Consider the following 16,670-nt stretch of genomic DNA (forward strand, 5'->3'; position numbering starts at 1 on the left):
GCCGGAGAAACCCGCGGCCCGCTGGAGACCGCCACGGCCCGCTGGACGACCAGCGGTCACGCCCCTCCCGGCCGGCTCGCGTCTTCCCGTACCGAGCGGCCGCTCGCGGTCAGCGCCAGCGCCAGCGCGCCGAACAGCGGCGCGTCGTCGACGAACCTGGCCGCCGTGATCTCGGGCGGGAACGGGACCGCCCGGCGGATCTCGGCCGTCAGCCGGGGCATGATGTGGTGCGACGCGCCCATCAGCCCGCCGCCGACCACCACGCGTTCGGGGTCGAGCACCACGCACACGTTGGCCACCGCCATCGCCAGTGCCGCGACGGCCCTGTCCAGCAGCGCCCGCACCGCCGGATCGTCGCCGGCCTCGAAGAGCGAGGCGGCGCTCACCGGCCGTCCCAGAAGCGCCGCTCCATGCCGCGCCAGCGCGTGCCCTGAGATGATCTCCTCGAGCGGCGCGTGGCCTTCGCTGAACGCGGGGTCCCCCGGCTCGCCGAGCAGGTACCCGATCTCGCCCGCCGCGCCGTGCGCCCCCGGCGCCACCCTCCCGTCGACCACGAGCGCCGCCGCGAGGCCGGTGCCGAGGTTGAGGTAGAGCCCCGTTCCGACGCCGCGGAGCGCGCCCCAGCGCAGTTCCGCGGCGGCCGCCGCGTTGACGTCGTTGTCGATCGCGACCGGCGTGTCGCCGAACTCCTCCCGGAGCAGCCGGGGAAGCTCCAGCCCCTCCCAGCCGGGCACGGTCGGCGCGAGCCGCACCGTCTCACCCCTGATCACCCCGAACGTGGACACCCCCACCGCCTGGAGCGTTCCCGACCGGCCCGCGAGTTCGGCGGCGGCGTCGAGGGACCTGCGCAGCACCTGCTGGGCGCCCTCGTCGCCCCGGGTCGGCAGCCGCACCTTGCGCAGCGGCCGGTCGACGTCGTCCGCCGAGGCGGTGGCGAGGGCGACCTTGGTGCCGCCGAAGTCGATGCCGAGCAGGACCCGCCGGCTCACGGGGTGCTTCCGCGGCGTGCCAGCGAGTCGATCGCCACGGCCAGGGCCAGGACGCTCGCGGTGACCATGTAGCGCACCGAGGAGTCGAGGTTCAGCAGCAGCATGCCGTTGGTGATCGCCTGGATCACCAGGATGCCGAGCAGCGCCGCGTAGGTCCGTCCCCGCCCGCCGAACAGAGACGTGCCGCCGATGACGGCCGCCGCGATGGCCATCAGCAGCATGTCGCTGCCGCCGGAACTCTGGTTGACCGCCGACAGGCGGCTGGCCGCCAGGATGCCGCCGAACGCGGCGAGGCTTCCCGACAGCACGAAGGCGAGCACGCGGATGCGGGTCACGTTGATGCCCGCGCGCCGGGCCGCCTCGGGGTTGCCGCCCACGGCGTACATCCAGCGCCCGAAGGCGGTGTGCCGCAGCACCAGGTCCAGAATCACCACGAGCGCCGCGAAGATGACCAGCAGCAACGGCACGCCCCGGTCGGCCTGCAGCACGATGACCGCCGCCGCGAGCACCACGGCGAGCAGGCCGGCGCGCACCACCGCCCAGGAGGCGGGCCCGACGGGCAGATCGGCGGCGATCCGGAGCCGCCGCCCGAGCAGCAGGGAGCCGCCGTAGGCGCCGACGAGCGCCACGGCGAGCGTCCAGGCGAGCCACGGCGGCAGCCACGTGTCGCTCAGTTTCGCCACGAATCCGTCGAAGGGCAGGTTGATGGTGCCGCGCTCGCCGAGCAGGAACAGCAGCAGCCCCTGCCATCCGATCAGCCCGGCCAGCGTGACCACGAAGGACGGCATCCGGACCCTGGTGAACAGCAGGCCGTGCACCAGCCCGATGGCCGCGCCCGCCGCGACCGCCACCACGATGGCGAGCAGCGGGTTCCAGCCCTGCCGGACGTTCATGATGGTCATGATGACCGCGCACAGGCCGCTCACCGAGCCGGCGGCCAGGTCGATCTCGCCGAGGAGCAGCACCATGATGATGCCCAGCGAGATCGTCCCGGTGGCCGCCATCTGCAGGGCCAGGTTGGTCAGGTTCTCCGGTGACAGGAAGTGCTCGTTCAGCGATCCGAACACGACGGCGATCGCGATCAGGCCGCCGACGACGGGCCAGGCGCCGAGGTCGCCGCGCCGCATCCGTTCCACGGCCCGCTTCGGGCTGTAGGGCTTGTGCGCGGGCCGCACGGTCGTCGAGCTCATGCGGCGGCTCCGGTGATGGCGGCCACGATGGACTCCTGTGAGGTGTCGGCCGTACGGAACTCCCCGGCGTTGCGCCCGAGGCGCAGCACGACGACGCGGTCGCTGACGGCACGGACGTCGGCCAGGTTGTGCGAGATGAGCAGGACGGCCAGCCCGCGGTCGCGCAGCCGCCGGATCAGGCCGAGGACCTGGGCGGTCTGCTCGACGCCGAGGGCGGCGGTGGGCTCGTCGAGGATGACCAGCCGGGGCTCGCCGATCAGGGCGCGGGCGATCGCCACCGACTGGCGCTGTCCGCCCGACAGCATGGCGACCGGCACCCGGATGTCGCGGATGCGCACGTCGAGCTGGGTGAGCAGGTCGCGGGCCGCCCGTTCCATGCGGATGTGGCCGAGCACGGACCAGCGCCGCCGCTCCGAGCCGAGGAACAGGTTGGCCACGACGTCGAGGTTCTCGCAGAGGGCGAGGTCCTGGTAGACGGTGGAGATGCCCATGGCCTGCGCGTCGTGCGGGTTGCCGACGCGGACCGGGCGATCGTCGATGGTGATCTCACCGCTGTCGGGGGAGATGACGCCGGAGATGGCCTTGACCAGGGTGGACTTGCCCGCGCCGTTGTCGCCGACGAGCGCCACCACCTCGCCCGGGCGCAGGTCCAGGCTCACGCCCTCCAGGGCCTGGACCGCGCCGTACCGCTTGGAGATGTCCTTCGCGCGGATCATCTAGCTGATGCCCGCCTTGGCGCAGGCGGCGGCCGTCTCGCCCTTGCAGATGTCCGCGGCCTTGTAGAAGCCGTCCTTCACGATGGTGTCCTTCACCTTGTCCGCGGTGACCGCGATCGGGTCGAGCAGGAAGGCGGGGATGTCGGCGGTGCCGTTGTTCACCGTGGTCGCGGCGGCGGGCTTTTCGCCCCTGCCGACCGCCACCGCCAGTTCGGCCGACTTCTCCGCCTCGCTCCTGATGTCGAGGTAGATGGTCATGTACTGCTCGCCGGTGAGGATGCGCTGGACGGCGGCCAGTTCGGCGTCCTGGCCGGTGATGGGCGGCGTCGGGTTGTACCCGGCGCGCTTCATCGCGGCGATCGCGCCGCCCGCCATGCCGTCGTTGGCGGACAGCACGCCGACGATCTGGTCGCGGCCGAGGGCGGTGACGGCCTGCTCCATCTCCTGCTGGGCCTTGTCGGGGCTCCAGTCGGGGGTGTCGAACTCCCGGCCGATCTTGACCTTGCCGTCCAGGACGTTGTGGGCGCCCTTCTTGTAGTCGGCGGAGCTCGGGTCGGTGGTCGCACCGTTGATCATGACGATCTGGCCCTTGGCCGCCGTGCCGTTCTTGGTGAGCGCGTCCAGGAGGGCCTGGCCCTGCATCTCGCCCACCCGCACGTTGTCGAAGGAGACGAAGTAGTCGTAGCCGATGCCCGAGATCAGCCGGTCGTAGGCGATGACCGGGACCTTCTTCTGCTTGGCCTGGTTGACCAGGGGTGCGACCGCGGCGGCGTCCACCGCGTCGAGCACGAGCACGTCGGCGCCCTGGGTGAGGGCCGCCTCGACCTGTTGCTGCTGCTTGGCGGCGTCCTGGTCGGCGTTGGAGTACAGCAGCCGGCAGTCGGGGCACAGGCTCTTCACCTTGGCCTCGAACAGCGGCCGGTCGAAGGACTCGTACCGGGTGGTCTTGGACTCGGGGAGGAAGAGCGCGATGGTCGGGGCCTTCTCGCCGTTCTCGCCGCCGGTGCCGGCCTGTCCGGTGGTTGAGGTGGTCGTGCCGGTGGAAGCGCCGCAGCCTGTCGCCAGTGCCGCCGCGACCAGGGGGACCGCGAACCATTTCGCCCTCATGCTTGCCTCTCAGGTGGTTCGAGGAGTTCTTGGCAGCATGCTGGACTTCGCGGGCCGCGTTTGGCAAGGTCTTTAACAAACTTGCGCGCGACCGTGACACGAGGCGGCCTGTGCCAATCTGGGGGCGTGGTGAGCAGCGGCGGTACGGCCAGCACGACAGCGGTGCTGCGCGTCATGAACGAGCGCGCGGTCTTCGCGGAGATCTTCAAGCTGGGCAAGGTGTCCCGGCCCGAGCTCGCGCAGGCCACCGGGCTGTCCAAGCCGACGATCTCCATGGCCCTGACCGATCTCGAACGCGCCGGCCTGGTACGGCCCGTGGGCCTGCGCGCCGGCAACACCGGGCGCGCCGCCCTGCTGTACGAGATCCGGCCGCAGGCCGGCTGGGTCCTCGCCGTCGACGTCGGAAGGGAGTTCGTCCGGCTGGCCCTGGCCGACCTGGTCGGCGACATCGCAGCCCGCAGGGACGAGCACCGCAGAGGCGGCGAGACCCCCGACGAGCTCGTCGCCTGGCTGGGCGGCCTGGCCCGCGAACTGGTCGACGAGGCGGACGCGGCGCTCGCGGACATCACGCTGACGGTCTTCGGCACGCCCGGCATCCACGACAAGGAGACCGGCTCGCTCCAGCTCGCCCCGAACCTCCCCGGCTGGGACCGGCCCGGAGCGATCGAACTGCTGGCGGGCGTCGCCGCCGACGCGCCGTACGTCGTGGAGAACGACGTCGACCTCGCCGCCGTCGGAGAGGGGGCCTACGGCCTCGGCCAGGGGGTCGACCACTTCGCCCTGGTCTGGATCGGCACCGGCATCGGCATGGGCGTCGTCATCGACGGCAAGCTCTACCGCGGCGCGCAGGGCGCCGCCGGCGAGATCTCCTACATGCCGGTCGGCGAGGGGGACCCGCTGGTCAACCGCGGCAGGGGCATGCTGGAGTCCGTGGCGTCCGCCGACGGCGTGGTCGCGCTCGCCACCCGGCTCGGCATGGAGGGCGTGACCAGCGCGAAGGACGTCTTCGACGCCGCCCGGGCCGCCGACCCGGTCGCCCGCCGGGTCGTCGCCATCGAGGCCGACCACATCGCGCACGCCCTGGCCGGGGTGATCGCCGTGCTCGACCCCCAGCTCGTCGTGCTGGGCGGCGGCATCGGCGTCCAGGCGGGCGACTTGCTGATCGGCCCGGTCACCGACTGCCTGCGCGACCTGGTGGCGCTGCGCGTCCCCATGATCGAGGCGTCCGACCTCGGCACGGAGGCGGTGCTGCTCGGCGCGATGGCCGTGGGCCTCACCGCGGCCCGCGACCTGGTCTTCGAACGAGCCGTCGCCCAGGTTCCCCCGCTCTGACGCGCCGATCGTGTCCGAGCGGTGAGATGACGTGCCCGGCCGTCGAGACGGACCGGTAGGCTACGTGCATGCGGGATTCTCACGACATCCGTCTGGCCGTCATCCCAGGAGACGGCATCGGCGGTGAAGTGGTCGCGGAAGGGCTGAAGGTCCTCCAGGCCCTCGGTCTGAAGGTGGAGACCACCACCTATGCGCTGGGCGCCGCCCACTACCACGCCACCGGCGAGATCCTGGCCGAGGAGACCCTGGCCGAGCTGCGCGGGTACGACGCCATCCTGCTGGGCGCCGTCGGTCACCCGAGCGTGCCGCCCGGCGTCCTCGAGCGCGAGCTGCTGCTCAAGCTGCGCTTCGAGCTCGACCACTACGTCAACCTGCGCCCGGTCAAGCTCTTCCCCGGCGTCGAGACCCCGCTCGGCAAGGCCCGCCCCGACGACATCGACATGATCGTCGTCCGCGAGGGCACCGAGGGCCCCTACGCCGGCGCCGGCGGCGTCATGCGCCGCGGCACCTCGCAGGAGATCGCCACGCAGGAGAGCCTGAACACCGCCTTCGGCGTCGAGCGCGTCGTGCGCTACGCCTTCGACAAGGCCATGACCCGTCCCCGCAAGAAGCTCACGCTGGTCCACAAGACCAACGTGCTGACCTACGCGGGCGATCTGTGGGCCCGCGTCGTCGAGCGGGTCTCCGCCGAGTATCCCGAGATCACCACCGACTACTGCCACGTCGACGCCGCGTCCATGTTCTTCGTGACCGACCCCAAGCGCTTCGACGTCATCGTCACCGACAACCTGTTCGGCGACATCCTCACCGACCTCGGCGCGGCCGTCGCGGGCGGCATCGGCCTGGCCGCCAGCGGCAACGTCAACCCCGCGACACCCGGGACGGCGTCCTGGGCGCCCAGCATGTTCGAGCCCGTCCACGGCAGCGCTCCCGACATCGCCGGGCAGGGCAAGGCCGACCCGACGGCGGCGATCCTGTCGGTCGCCATGATGCTCGACCACCTCGGGCTGACCGCCGAGGCCGCCCGCATCGAGCAGGCCGTGGCCGTCGACCTCGTCGAGCGCCAGGCCGACTGGGTCTCGCGCACCACTCGCGAGATCGGCGACGACATCACCGCACGAGTAACCGGCTGAGGGGCTGCCCTACGCCGACCGACGCGCATGGTGGCCCCCGCCCGGGGCCGCCGTGCGCGTTTTCGCGTTCTGCGCACCAGGTGAGCCACCGGGGCAAGGCCATACCGACACACTCCCGTATGCCCATTTGATGCAGTAGTTTCCCGTTACCTGGTCCGTCGCAGAATGGATGCAGGCGCGACCGACAGAGCAGAGAAGGATCCGACATGACGACCGCTCAACAGCTCAGCTTCGACGTGCAGCTCTCCGGCGCCGCTCGCACTCCGGCCGAGCGCGAGCGCGTACTGGCGGACCCCGGTTTCGGGCAGACCTTCACCGATCACATGATCTCCATCGACTTCACCGAGGGACGCGGCTGGCACGACGCACGCCTCACCCCGTACGGGCCGCTGACGCTCGACCCGGCCACCTCGGTGTTCCACTACGCCCAGGAACTGTTCGAGGGGCTGAAGGCCTACCGGCAGTCCGGCGGCTCGATCGTGGCCTTCCGCCCGTACGCCAACGCGGCCCGCTTCAACCGGTCGGCCGCCCGCATGGCGATGCCCGAGCTGCCCGAGCAGACCTTCGTGGAGTCGCTGGAACTGCTGGTGCAGACCGACCGCGACTGGGTGCCGACCACCGAGGGACACAGCCTCTACCTGCGCCCCTTCATGATCGCGACCCAGCCGGCGCTCGGGGTGAACTACCCCTCCCGCACCTACAGGTACATGGTGATCGCCTCGCCGGCCGGGGCGTACTTCTCCGGCGGCGTCAAGCCGGTCTCGGTGTGGCTGTCGCAGGACTACACCCGCGCCGCGCCCGGCGGCACCGGGTTCGCCAAGTGCGGCGGCAACTACGCCGCCGCGTTCGTGGCGCAGCGGCAGGCCGTCGAGAACGGCTGTGACCAGGTCGTCTGGCTCGACGCCTTCGAGCACCGCTACGTCGAGGAGATGGGCGGGATGAACCTGTTCTTCGTCTTCGGCGACCGCCTGCTCACCCCCGACCTCACCGGGACGCTGCTGCCCGGCATCACCCGCGACTCGCTGCTCACCCTGGCCGACGACCTCGGCCTGACCGCCGAGGAGGGAAAGATCTCCATCGACGAGTGGCGCGCGGGCTGCGAGTCCGGCGAGCTGACCGAGGTCTTCGCCTGCGGCACGGCCGCCGTCATCACCCCGGTCGGCTCGGTCAAGGGCGTCGACGGCGGCTGGACCGTCGGCGACGGCACCCCCGGCAAGCTCACCCTCCAACTCCGCGACGAACTCATGGGCGTCCAGTACGGCACCCGCCCCGACCCCCACAACTGGGTCCACAAGATCTGCTGACCCATCGCCCGCCCGGCCGCCACGGCCGGGCGGGTCCTGCCGTTCAGCCGACGAGCTTGGCGGTGTCGATCGTCAGCCGCCAGGGCTCCGGCAACGCCAGAGGCTCCCCGAGCGCCACTGACACCTCCTGCCCGTACCTACCCTCGTGGGGGTGGCTGAGCAGTCGTGCCCTGCCCTCGAAGGTGTCGATCACCAGATACGCCGGCACGCCCGCCACCGCGCATTGGCCCGGCTTGACGATGTGGTCGTCGTGCGTGCTGCTCTTGGACACCACCTCGGCGACCAGAAGCGTCGCGTGGGCGTACACCTCGTCCGGCTGCCACATCGGCGGATCGGCGGGCACGACCGTGGCGTCCGGACGATAGCGGTCCATCTGAGGGCCCAGGAAGATGGCGATGTCGGGCAGGATCTCCCAGCCGCGCTCGGTCACCATGGGGATGAGCTGGAGGAGCAGCCGGTAGACGATCCTCGCGTGTTCGGCGGTGGGCACCTCTCTCACCACGACCCGGCCGTTGACGAGTTCGACCTTGCGCCTGCTCTCGAGACGGGCGCCGGTCTCGTAGTAGATGCTCTCCAGCTCCGCATGGTCGCCGAGCCGCTCGATGGCCACATCGGGTGGGGTGTCCGAAGTCGCGACGAGGTTCGTCTCCCTGTTTTCCCAATCTTCCCGGTCTTCTCGGGCGGAGTCGTCAGTCCGCGCGTCCTGATCGTCCGCTGGGTCGGCTTTCTGTGGTTTGTCCAGGACCTTGGCCATAGGTGCATCATCCCCTCCAGGTGGGTTGCGTAACGTCGCTTTGCCGTCGCTTAGGGTAAGGGGGATGGGTTACGGCCCGCCGGAAATCGAGGACGCCTGTGGATGGCGGTGGGGCCGCCGGGGCGGCGGTGACGGCGGACGTCCGGATGGTGAGATCGATGTGCCATATGGTGGCGGCATGTGGCAGACTACGGGCACCATGTTCTACGGTCTGCTCATTATCAGCAGGCGCGCTGGCTGAAAAGGGACACCGCCGGCGCGCAGACCTCTCACGTCCGTGAGGGGTCTTTTTGTTTGGGCCGGCTTTCCGGGCCCGACGGCGGACATCGCGCGCGGCGAACGCAAGAAGGCACCCCGCGAAGGAGACAAACCATGGCCGACGACCGCTTCCATGTGTACGACACGACGCTGCGCGACGGCGCGCAACAGGAGGGGCTGTCCCTCACCGTCGCCGACAAGCTCGCCGTGGCCCGCCACCTGGACGACCTGGGCGTCGGCTTCATCGAAGGCGGCTGGCCGGGGGCCAACCCCAAGGACACCGAATTCTTCCGGCGGGCTCGGACCGAGCTCGACCTGAAGCACGCGCAGCTCGCCGCGTTCGGCGCGACCCGCCGAGCCGGAGTGAAGGCGGCCGACGACCCGTTGGTCGCCGCCTTGCGCGAATCCGGCGCGCCGGTCGTGACCCTTGTCGCCAAGAGTCACGACCGGCACGTCGAACTGGCCCTTCGCACGACCCTGCAGGAGAATCTCGCGATGATCCGCGACACGGTCTCCCACCTGCGCGCGGAGGGGCAGAGGGTCTTCCTGGACGCCGAGCACTTCTTCGACGGCTACAACTCCAACCCGGCCTACGCGCTGGAGGTGCTGCGCACCGCCGCCGAGGCCGGCGCCTCGGTCATCGCGCTGTGCGACACCAACGGCGGCATGCTGCCCGACGAACTGGCCGACGTCGTCCACCAGGCGGCAGGCACGGGCGCCCGCATCGGCATCCACTGCCACGACGACACCGGCTGCGCCGTCGCCAACACCCTGGCCGCCGTGCGGGCGGGCGCCACCCACGTCCAGGGCTGCGCCAACGGGTACGGCGAGCGCTCCGGCAACGCCAACCTGTTCACCGTCGTCGGCAACCTGCAGCTCAAGCGGGGCTTCGACCTGGTGCCCCGGGAGTCCCTGGCCGAGATGACCCGCATCGCCCACGCGATCACCGAGGTCACCAACGTCACGCCCAACTCCCACGCGCCCTACGTCGGCGTCTCGGCGTTCGCGCACAAGGCCGGGCTGCACGCCAGCGCGATCAAGGTCGACCCGAACCTCTACCAGCACATCGACCCCTCCCAGGTCGGCAACGACATGCGCATGCTCGTCTCCGACATGGCCGGGCGGGCCTCGGTGGAGCTGAAGGGCAAGGAACTCGGCTACGACCTCACCTCCCAGCAGTCGCGCGAACTGGTCGACCGGGTCAAGGACCTGGAGTCGCGCGGGCACACCTTCGAGGCCGCCGACGCCTCCTTCGAGCTGTTGCTGCGCGACACCGTGACCGGCGAGCGGCGCAGGCACTTCACCGTCGAGTCCTGGCGGGTCATCGTCGAACGGCGCCCCGGCGGCGACGTGGTCAGCGAGGCCACGGTCAAGCTGCACGCCAAGGACGAGCGCATCGTCGCCACCGGCGAGGGCAACGGCCCGGTCAACGCGCTCGACCGCGCCGTCCGCCTGGCCCTGGAGAAGCTGTACCCCGAGCTGGCCGAGGTGGAGCTGATCGACTTCAAGGTCCGCATCGTCGAGGGCACCCACGGCACCGGGGCCGTCACCCGCGTCCTGGTCACCTCCAGCGACGCCAGCGGCGAGTGGGCGACGGTCGGCGTGGACGAGAACATCATCGAGGCCTCCTGGCAGGCGCTCGAGCAGGCCGTGACCTACGGCCTCCTGCGGGCGGGCCACGCCGCGTAGCGCTCGGCCGGCCGGGCTTCGTTCAACCGAGTGTGCGGGGCTCAGCCGGTTGTTCAGGGTTCGGCCGGCTCTTCAGGGCTCAGCCGGTCGTGTGCCGCTCAGCCGGTCGTGTGCCGCTCGGCCGGCCTGGCGTTCGGCCCGTCACACAGGGCTCAGCCCGCTGCCGGCCGGGCGCCGGAGTCGCCGAGATCGCGGATGTAGCTGACCTCGGGGACCGACGTCCGGCCGATGTTCCACAGCGACCGTCCCCCGTCGGCGTGGAAGCCGGCGCGCTCGTAGAAGCGGCGGGCGCGGCGGTTGGCCTCCAGCACCCAAAGGCGCAGGGTGGTGAACCCGGCGCGGTCGGCGCGGGCGAGCAGTTCGCGCATCAGCGCGCGGCCGATGCCCGTGCCGATCGCGTCCGGCAACGCGTACAGCGCGTAGATCTCCCCGTCCAGGGCCGTGCAGCCCTCGTCGCGGCAGGGGCCCAGCGCGGCCCAGCCCACCACCGTCCCGTCCCGTTCCGCGACGAGGTTCTGTACCGGGGAGTCGCTCCGGAAGGCGCTCCTGCGGTACTCGCTGTCGGCCTCGACGGTCATCAGGTCCAGGAACTCGCGGGGGATCATCCCCGCGTACGCGGTCTTCCAGCCGGTGACCCGGACGGCCGACACCGCCGGGACGTCCTCCACCGTCATGTCCCGGACGGACACCTCATCCACGGAGCCTCCCAGCGGTCGATGCGCGGCACGTCCCGCAAATGATCTCGCGTGACGCGGTCCTGCAGGTGGTGCGCTTCGCGCGGGGCGTGCAGGGCGCGTGAATCGGACGTGCAGCGGCTGTCATCGTCGCGGCGCTTTCATCGGGACGTGACCGAACCATCGGTCACGGCCTACTCCTGAAAGGTGATCGCCGTGCAGTTCGGCATCTTCACGGTCGGCGACATCGCGCCCGATCCCGCCACCGGGCGCGCACCGACCGAACATGAGCGCATCAAGCGGATGGTGGAGACGGCGCTGAAGGCGGAGGAGGCGGGTCTCGACGTCTTCGCGATGGGCGAGCACCACAATCCGCCGTTCGTGACGTCCTCGCCCACCACCATCCTCGGCTACATCGTGGCGCGCACCAGCAGGATCCTGCTGTCGACGTCGACCACGCTGATCACCACGAACGACCCCGTGAAGATCGCCGAGGACTTCGCCACGCTCCAGCACCTGGCGGAGGGCCGGGTCGACCTGATGATGGGCCGGGGCAACACCGGCCCGGTCTACCCGTGGTTCGGCAAGGACATCCGCGACGGCATCGCGCTCGCCGTGGAGAACTACGCCCTGCTGCGCCGGCTCTGGCGCGAGGACGTGGTCGACTGGCAGGGCAGGTTCCGCACCCCGCTGCAGTCGTTCACCTCGACCCCGCGCCCGCTCGACGGCGTGCCGCCGTTCGTCTGGCACGGCTCCATCCGCAGCCCCGAGATCGCGGAGCAGGCCGCGTACTACGGCGACGGGTTCTTCCACAACAACATCTTCTGGCCGAAGGAGCACACGCGCCGGATGATCGAGCTGTACCGCACCCGCTTCGAGCATTACGGGCACGGGCCGGCCGACCGGGCGATCGTGGGACTCGGCGGGCAGGTCTACATGCGGCGAAGGTCGCAGGACGCGATCGCCGAGTTCCGGCCGTTCTTCGACAACTCCCCGACGTACGGCAACGGGCCGTCGCTGGAGGAGACGATGCGGCAGACGCCCCTGGCGGTGGGCAGCCCGCAGGAGATCATCGACCGGACGCTCCGGTTCCGGGAGGACTTCGGCGACTACCAGCGGCAGTTGTTCAACGTGGACGGCATGGGCCTGCCGCACCACGCGGTCCTCGACCAGATCGAGTTCCTCGGCGAGGAGGTCGTTCCGGTCCTCCGCAAGGAGTTCGCGTCCCTCCGACCGGCACACATCCCGGACGCTCCGACGCACGAGTCCCTGAAGGCGGCGCAGCGATGAGCACGTCAACCGGTGAGGGCGGGGGAGCGGTGAGCGCGTCTGCCGGTGAGGGCGGCGCGGCGACGGGCGCGTGGACCGCCGAAAGGGACCGAACGGTGGCCGCGCGAGCCGCACAAAGCGGCGGAGCGGTGACAGGGCCGACCGGCGACGGTAGCGCGGGGCCGACGAGACGCACCATCGCCGTCGTCTCCGCCGGGCTCGGCCGCCCCTCCTCGACCCGGCTTCTCGCCGACCGGCTGGCCGCCTCGGCCGAGCGCGAGCTGCGCGAGTGGGGAGACCAGGTCGAGACGCGCGTGATCGAGGTGCGCGAGCACGGGCACGGCCTGGTGGACAACCTGGTCAGCGGCTTTCCGGAGCCAGAACTGCGAACCGCGCTGGAAACGGTCGCAGCGGCCGACGGCCTGATCGCCGTGACCCCGACGCTGGCCGCCTCCCACAGCTCGTTGTTCAAGGCGTTCTTCGAGGTCCTCGACCTGATGGACGACCACGCGGTGGACGGTAAGCCGGTGCTGATCGGCGCGACCGGCGGCACCGCGCGCCACTCGCTGGTGCTGGAGAGCACGGTACGGCCGCTGTTCGCCTATCTGGGAGCCGTGGTCGTGCCCACGTCGGTCTTCGCGGCGCCGGAAGACTGGGGCGGCGCCGCCGCACCCGACCTGCTGGCCCACCGGATCGACCGCGCCGCGGCCCAGTTCGCCGCCGAGATCCGCCGCCGGGCCGCGCCCGACGTCCGCGACCCCTTCGCGCCAACCCCCTTCACCGACCTCCTCGGCGCCGGCTGAGGCGGAATACCGGGTTGCCGCAGGTCGTTGCCGGTGACGACCAGGGGGAGCGGCTGGAGGGAGTCATCGGTGGGGGAGCGGCTGCGCTTCGAAGTGCTCGGCCCGGTGCGCGCCTGGCGCGGCGACGACGAGATCGACCTGGGCAGCCCGCAGCAACGGGCGATCCTCGCGATCCTCCTGCTGCAGACCGGCCTGCCGGCCCTGCCCGACCAGCTGATCGCCGCGATCTGGGGCGGTGCGGCGCCCCGGGCCGCCATCGGCGTCGTCCGCTCCTACGTCTCACGGCTGCGCCGGGTGCTCGACCCGGGCCACCCGACCGCGGTGATCGAGTCGGTCGGCGGCGGCTACGCGCTACGTACCGGCGATCTGGACCTCACCGAGTTCCAGCGGCACCTCGGCCTCGCCAGGGAGGCCCGCCGGGCCGGTGACGCGCCCGCGGCGGCGACCGCACTACGCGCGGCGCTGAGCCTGTGGCACGGCACTCCGCTCGCCGGTGTCAACGGCGACTACGCCGAGTTCGAGCGCGTACGACTGGAGCAACTGCGGCTGACGGCGATCGAGGACCTGGCCGCCTCCGACATCGACTCCGGTCGGCACGCCGAGGCCACCGCCGGGCTCGCGCAGGTCATCGGGGAGCAGCCGCTGCGCGAACGGCCGCGCGAGCTGCTGATGCTGGCGCTCTACCGGTCCGGCCGGCAGGCGGACGCGCTCGCCGTGTTCGAGGACGCGCGGCGGCTGCTCGCCGACGAACTCGGCCTGGATCCGGGCCCCGACCTGCGGGAGATGCAGCGCCGCATCCTCGCCTCCGACCCGGCGCTGCTCGCCCCCGCCGCTCCCGCGCCGCCGTCCGCCGTCGCCGCGCCCGGCGGTCCCACCCAGCTTCCGCCCGACCTGCCGGACTTCGTCGGTCGTGATCAGGAACGGTCCCTGATGGCCGGCGCCCTCACCCCGTCCCGGGCCAGCGTCCCGGTGGTCGGCGTCGAAGGGCTCGCCGGCGTCGGCAAGACCGCCCTCGCCGTGCACCTCGGGTACGAGGTCGCGGCGGACTTCCCCGACGGTCAACTGTTCGTCGACCTCGGCACCGCCGGTGAGCCGCTGGCCGAGCTGCTGCGCGGCGTCGGCGTCCTGGACACGGGGCTGCCGGAGTCGTTCAGCGAGCGGATGGCGCTGTGGCGGACGCTCACCACCGGCCGCCGGCTGCTGGTCGTGCTGGACGACGCCCGCGACGCCGAGCAGGTGCGGCGGCTGCTGCCCGGCCCGGGCGGGCCCGCCGTCCTGGTCACCGCGCGACAGCGGCTGTACGACCTGGCGTCGGCCCACTGGCTGCGGCTGGCCGGGCTGGAAGAGGACGACGCGGTCGCGTTGCTGGAACGGATCATCGGCGCCGACCGGGTGCGGCCCGAGCCCGGCGAAGTGCGCGAACTGGCCAGGCGCACCGTCGGCCTGCCGCAGATCGTGCAGGCCGTCGGCGCGCGGATCGCCTCCCGGCCGGGATGGAGCATGGCCGAGGCCAGGCAGCGCATCGGCAGGCCCGCTCCTGGCTCGCCAGTGCTCCCGGCGGAGTGCCGGGCCATCGAGCGGCCGTACGCGTCGGTGCTGGAGCGGCTCTCACCCGCGCAGGCCCGGGCGTTCCGGCTGCTGTCGGTCGCGGAGGAGCCCGAGATCTCCCTCGCCGCCGCCGCGGCCGTGCTCGAACTGCCCCTCGGCCACACCGCCGCGCTGCTGGAGTCCCTCGTGGACCTGCACCTGCTGGTCCCCGGCGACCTGGACCGGTACCACTACCCTGAGCCGCTGTGGCTCTTCGCCCGCAGCCGCACCCACGACGACGACGGCCCCGAAGTCATCCAGGCCGCCCTGTCCCGGCTCGCCCGTTCCCGCACCAGCGCTTAAGGCTTGACCCGAACCTCGGGGCGCTTGGAGCCGAGGAACACTTCGACGAGCGCAAGGTCGAGCTGGGCTCATGCGGCCGGCCCTACGGCACCCCATGCCAGCACGAGCACGCCTGCATCCGCCGCCCGATGCTGAACCTCAACCCGAAGATGCTCGACCGGCTCAGATAGCACCTCCGACCACAGCAGGTACCCAGGGCGACGTTGGTGGCTACGCAGGCCGTCAACCCCCGCTCGTCCGCCCACCACAAGCCGCACGCCGATGCAGGTCACAAGCTGGTGCGCTGCCTCAGAGTGCTCGTGTGCCGTCCGACGTCCAGCCCTTTCCCGGCGGCCCACCCGTCGTCGTGACAGGTCGCCAGATGCCGATCGGCCGCGTCGCCGATCAGCGACACCACCGTGCCGGTCTCGCCCCTGGCCCGCATGCGCTCCACCAGCTCCAGCGCCGCCCACAACGCGGTGCCCGAGGAGGCGCCAACTGGCAGCCCGGTCACCTCGCGGATGTGCCGGGCCGCCGCCACACTGGCCGCGTCGGGCACGGGGACGACCAGGTCCACGAGGTCGGGCCGGAAGGCGGGCTCTACGCGTGGGCGTCCGATGCCCTCGATCCGCGAGGGCATCCCGGTGCCGTAGTCGGGCACGTCGAGGGTCCATCCTGGGAAGTAGGCCGAATTCTCGGGATCCGCCACCGCGACCCGGCAGTCCTCACCATGGGCCCGGATCCACTGGCCGAGGGTGGCCGAGGTCGCTCCGGTGCTCGCGCCCGTCACCACCCAGTCCGGCCGCACCTGCCCGAACAGCTCCTCCGCCAGGTCGTGCGGCGCGGTCCGCCCGAACTGGTCCAGGAAGTGCCCGTCGATCTCCCGAGCGGCGTTGTAGATCGCCAGCGGCGGCGTCACGAATCGGCATTCCCCGCCCAGTTCCTCCACCGGCCGCGCCCGCGCCTGGCTGCGCTCGCCCGGCATGACCACGATGTACGGCAGCCCGAGCCGCCGCGCGAACCACGCCTGGGCCACGGCCGCGTTGCCGCCGGTCGCCTCTACCACGGTCACGCCCTCGGTGACCGACCCGTCGAGTACGGCCCGGCGGAACAGTGCCCTGGCGTGCCGGTGCCGCAGGCTCCCCGTCGGTTGCGCAGACTCGTCCTTCAGCAGCAGCCTGATCCCGGGCGCCGATACCGGGAAGTCAATCAGCGGGGTGGGATTACCCACCGCCAGCACGTCGAGAGCTCGCGTGTTCCACTCCACCGTCCCACCATGTCAGGCGCGGCTCGGAAGACTGCGCCCATTCGCTACCAGCGAGCGGGTCAGGGAATCCGCGCGCTCTCCCCTGAAATGTCGCGGCGCCGGAAGACTGGGGTGGCGCCGCCGCGCCGGACCTTCTGGTCCCTCCCCGGACGCCTGAGTCGTTCCGGACACCCTCACCCGACGAGACCTCGACCTATCCGCCGATCACGCGGTGTTCGATGACCCCGCATTGTCGTCGGTGTAAATAGGTCGAGCCTCACGGCCGGTCGTCCGCAATTTGAGTCTGATGTCGAAGGACTTGGTGATCTAGTCTGCC

At 71.5% G+C, this 16,670-nt stretch carries 14 protein-coding genes; 7 read left to right on the plus strand and 7 right to left on the minus strand.

The window, feature by feature from the left end; translation table 11 throughout:
• Nucleotides 1–56 precede the first annotated feature (56 nt).
• From ABZT47_RS26325 to ABZT47_RS26340, 4 genes are read right to left on the minus strand one after another with little or no spacing between them, the layout of a single operon-like run.
• Nucleotides 57–989 (minus strand): ROK family protein, encoded by a 933-nt coding sequence (locus ABZT47_RS26325; protein WP_354847349.1) that lies wholly within the window; start codon nucleotides 987–989, stop codon nucleotides 57–59.
• Nucleotides 986–2,179, minus strand: a complete 1,194-nt coding sequence (locus ABZT47_RS26330; protein ID WP_354847352.1) for a sugar ABC transporter permease — start codon at nucleotides 2,177–2,179, stop codon at nucleotides 986–988. Before ABZT47_RS26330 ends, ABZT47_RS26325 begins: the two co-directional genes overlap by 4 nt.
• Complete coding sequence (locus tag ABZT47_RS26335) at nucleotides 2,176–2,895, minus strand: ATP-binding cassette domain-containing protein (RefSeq protein ID WP_354847355.1); 720 nt, start codon at nucleotides 2,893–2,895, stop codon at nucleotides 2,176–2,178. The genes ABZT47_RS26330 and ABZT47_RS26335 overlap by 4 nt, the downstream gene beginning before the upstream one ends.
• A complete protein-coding gene (locus ABZT47_RS26340) occupies nucleotides 2,896–4,002 on the minus strand; it encodes a substrate-binding domain-containing protein (RefSeq protein WP_354847358.1) in 1,107 nt (368 codons plus the stop codon).
• Nucleotides 4,003–4,128: 126 nt separating this feature from the next.
• Here ABZT47_RS26340 and ABZT47_RS26345 point away from each other — a divergent pair, with 126 nt between their 5' ends.
• From ABZT47_RS26345 to ABZT47_RS26355, 3 genes are all read left to right on the plus strand, one after another.
• Nucleotides 4,129–5,334, plus strand: coding sequence for an ROK family protein (locus tag ABZT47_RS26345; protein ID WP_354847361.1), 1,206 nt, complete (start codon nucleotides 4,129–4,131; stop codon nucleotides 5,332–5,334).
• 68 nt (nucleotides 5,335–5,402) lie between these two features.
• On the plus strand, nucleotides 5,403–6,467 hold the full coding sequence (locus ABZT47_RS26350; protein ID WP_354847364.1) for a 3-isopropylmalate dehydrogenase: 1,065 nt from the start codon (nucleotides 5,403–5,405) through the stop codon (nucleotides 6,465–6,467).
• A gap of 206 nt (nucleotides 6,468–6,673) precedes the next feature.
• A complete protein-coding gene (locus ABZT47_RS26355) occupies nucleotides 6,674–7,771 on the plus strand; it encodes a branched-chain amino acid aminotransferase (RefSeq protein ID WP_354847368.1) in 1,098 nt (365 codons plus the stop codon).
• A gap of 43 nt (nucleotides 7,772–7,814) precedes the next feature.
• Here the strand turns inward: ABZT47_RS26355 and ABZT47_RS26360 are convergent, their stop codons facing one another.
• Entirely contained in the window at nucleotides 7,815–8,381 is a 567-nt protein-coding gene (locus ABZT47_RS26360; RefSeq protein ID WP_354847371.1) for a Uma2 family endonuclease, read from the minus strand.
• 516 nt (nucleotides 8,382–8,897) lie between these two features.
• Between ABZT47_RS26360 and cimA the strand changes: the two genes are divergently transcribed.
• Nucleotides 8,898–10,472, plus strand: a complete 1,575-nt coding sequence (gene cimA, locus ABZT47_RS26365) for a citramalate synthase (RefSeq protein WP_354847374.1) — start codon at nucleotides 8,898–8,900, stop codon at nucleotides 10,470–10,472.
• A gap of 152 nt (nucleotides 10,473–10,624) precedes the next feature.
• On the opposite strand, the gene ABZT47_RS26370 is transcribed toward cimA, so the two are convergent.
• Nucleotides 10,625–11,170 (minus strand): GNAT family N-acetyltransferase, encoded by a 546-nt coding sequence (locus ABZT47_RS26370; protein ID WP_354847377.1) that lies wholly within the window; start codon nucleotides 11,168–11,170, stop codon nucleotides 10,625–10,627.
• Nucleotides 11,171–11,362: 192 nt separating this feature from the next.
• Between ABZT47_RS26370 and ABZT47_RS26375 the strand changes: the two genes are divergently transcribed.
• From ABZT47_RS26375 to ABZT47_RS26385, 3 genes are all read left to right on the plus strand, one after another.
• On the plus strand, nucleotides 11,363–12,436 hold the full coding sequence (locus ABZT47_RS26375; protein WP_354847380.1) for an LLM class flavin-dependent oxidoreductase: 1,074 nt from the start codon (nucleotides 11,363–11,365) through the stop codon (nucleotides 12,434–12,436).
• Between the two features lie 128 nt (nucleotides 12,437–12,564).
• A complete protein-coding gene (locus ABZT47_RS26380; RefSeq protein WP_354847383.1) occupies nucleotides 12,565–13,218 on the plus strand; it encodes an FMN reductase in 654 nt (217 codons plus the stop codon).
• Between the two features lie 69 nt (nucleotides 13,219–13,287).
• Nucleotides 13,288–15,108, plus strand: coding sequence for a BTAD domain-containing putative transcriptional regulator (locus tag ABZT47_RS26385; RefSeq protein WP_354847386.1), 1,821 nt, complete (start codon nucleotides 13,288–13,290; stop codon nucleotides 15,106–15,108).
• Nucleotides 15,109–15,376: 268 nt separating this feature from the next.
• On the opposite strand, the gene ABZT47_RS26390 is transcribed toward ABZT47_RS26385, so the two are convergent.
• Entirely contained in the window at nucleotides 15,377–16,354 is a 978-nt protein-coding gene (locus ABZT47_RS26390) for a pyridoxal-phosphate dependent enzyme (protein WP_354847389.1), read from the minus strand.
• Between the last annotated feature and the right edge of the window lie 316 nt (nucleotides 16,355–16,670).

It is taken from the genome of Sphaerisporangium sp. NPDC005289 (assembly GCF_040607455.1).
Taxonomy (GTDB): Bacteria; Actinomycetota; Actinomycetes; order Streptosporangiales; family Streptosporangiaceae; genus Sphaerisporangium; species Sphaerisporangium rhizosphaerae.

What these genes read in the sequence shown, in the direction of transcription:
- ABZT47_RS26340 (WP_354847358.1), bottom strand. Translation starts at nt 4,002, where the DNA reads ATGAGGGCGAAATGGTTCGCGGTCCCCCTGGTCGCGGCGGCACTGGCG.
- ABZT47_RS26330 (WP_354847352.1), bottom strand. Translation starts at nt 2,179, where the DNA reads ATGAGCTCGACGACCGTGCGGCCCGCGCACAAGCCCTACAGCCCGAAG.
- ABZT47_RS26335 (WP_354847355.1), bottom strand. Translation starts at nt 2,895, where the DNA reads ATGATCCGCGCGAAGGACATCTCCAAGCGGTACGGCGCGGTCCAGGCC.
- ABZT47_RS26350 (WP_354847364.1), top strand. Translation starts at nt 5,403, where the DNA reads ATGCGGGATTCTCACGACATCCGTCTGGCCGTCATCCCAGGAGACGGC.
- ABZT47_RS26355 (WP_354847368.1), top strand. Translation starts at nt 6,674, where the DNA reads ATGACGACCGCTCAACAGCTCAGCTTCGACGTGCAGCTCTCCGGCGCC.
- cimA (WP_354847374.1), top strand. Translation starts at nt 8,898, where the DNA reads ATGGCCGACGACCGCTTCCATGTGTACGACACGACGCTGCGCGACGGC.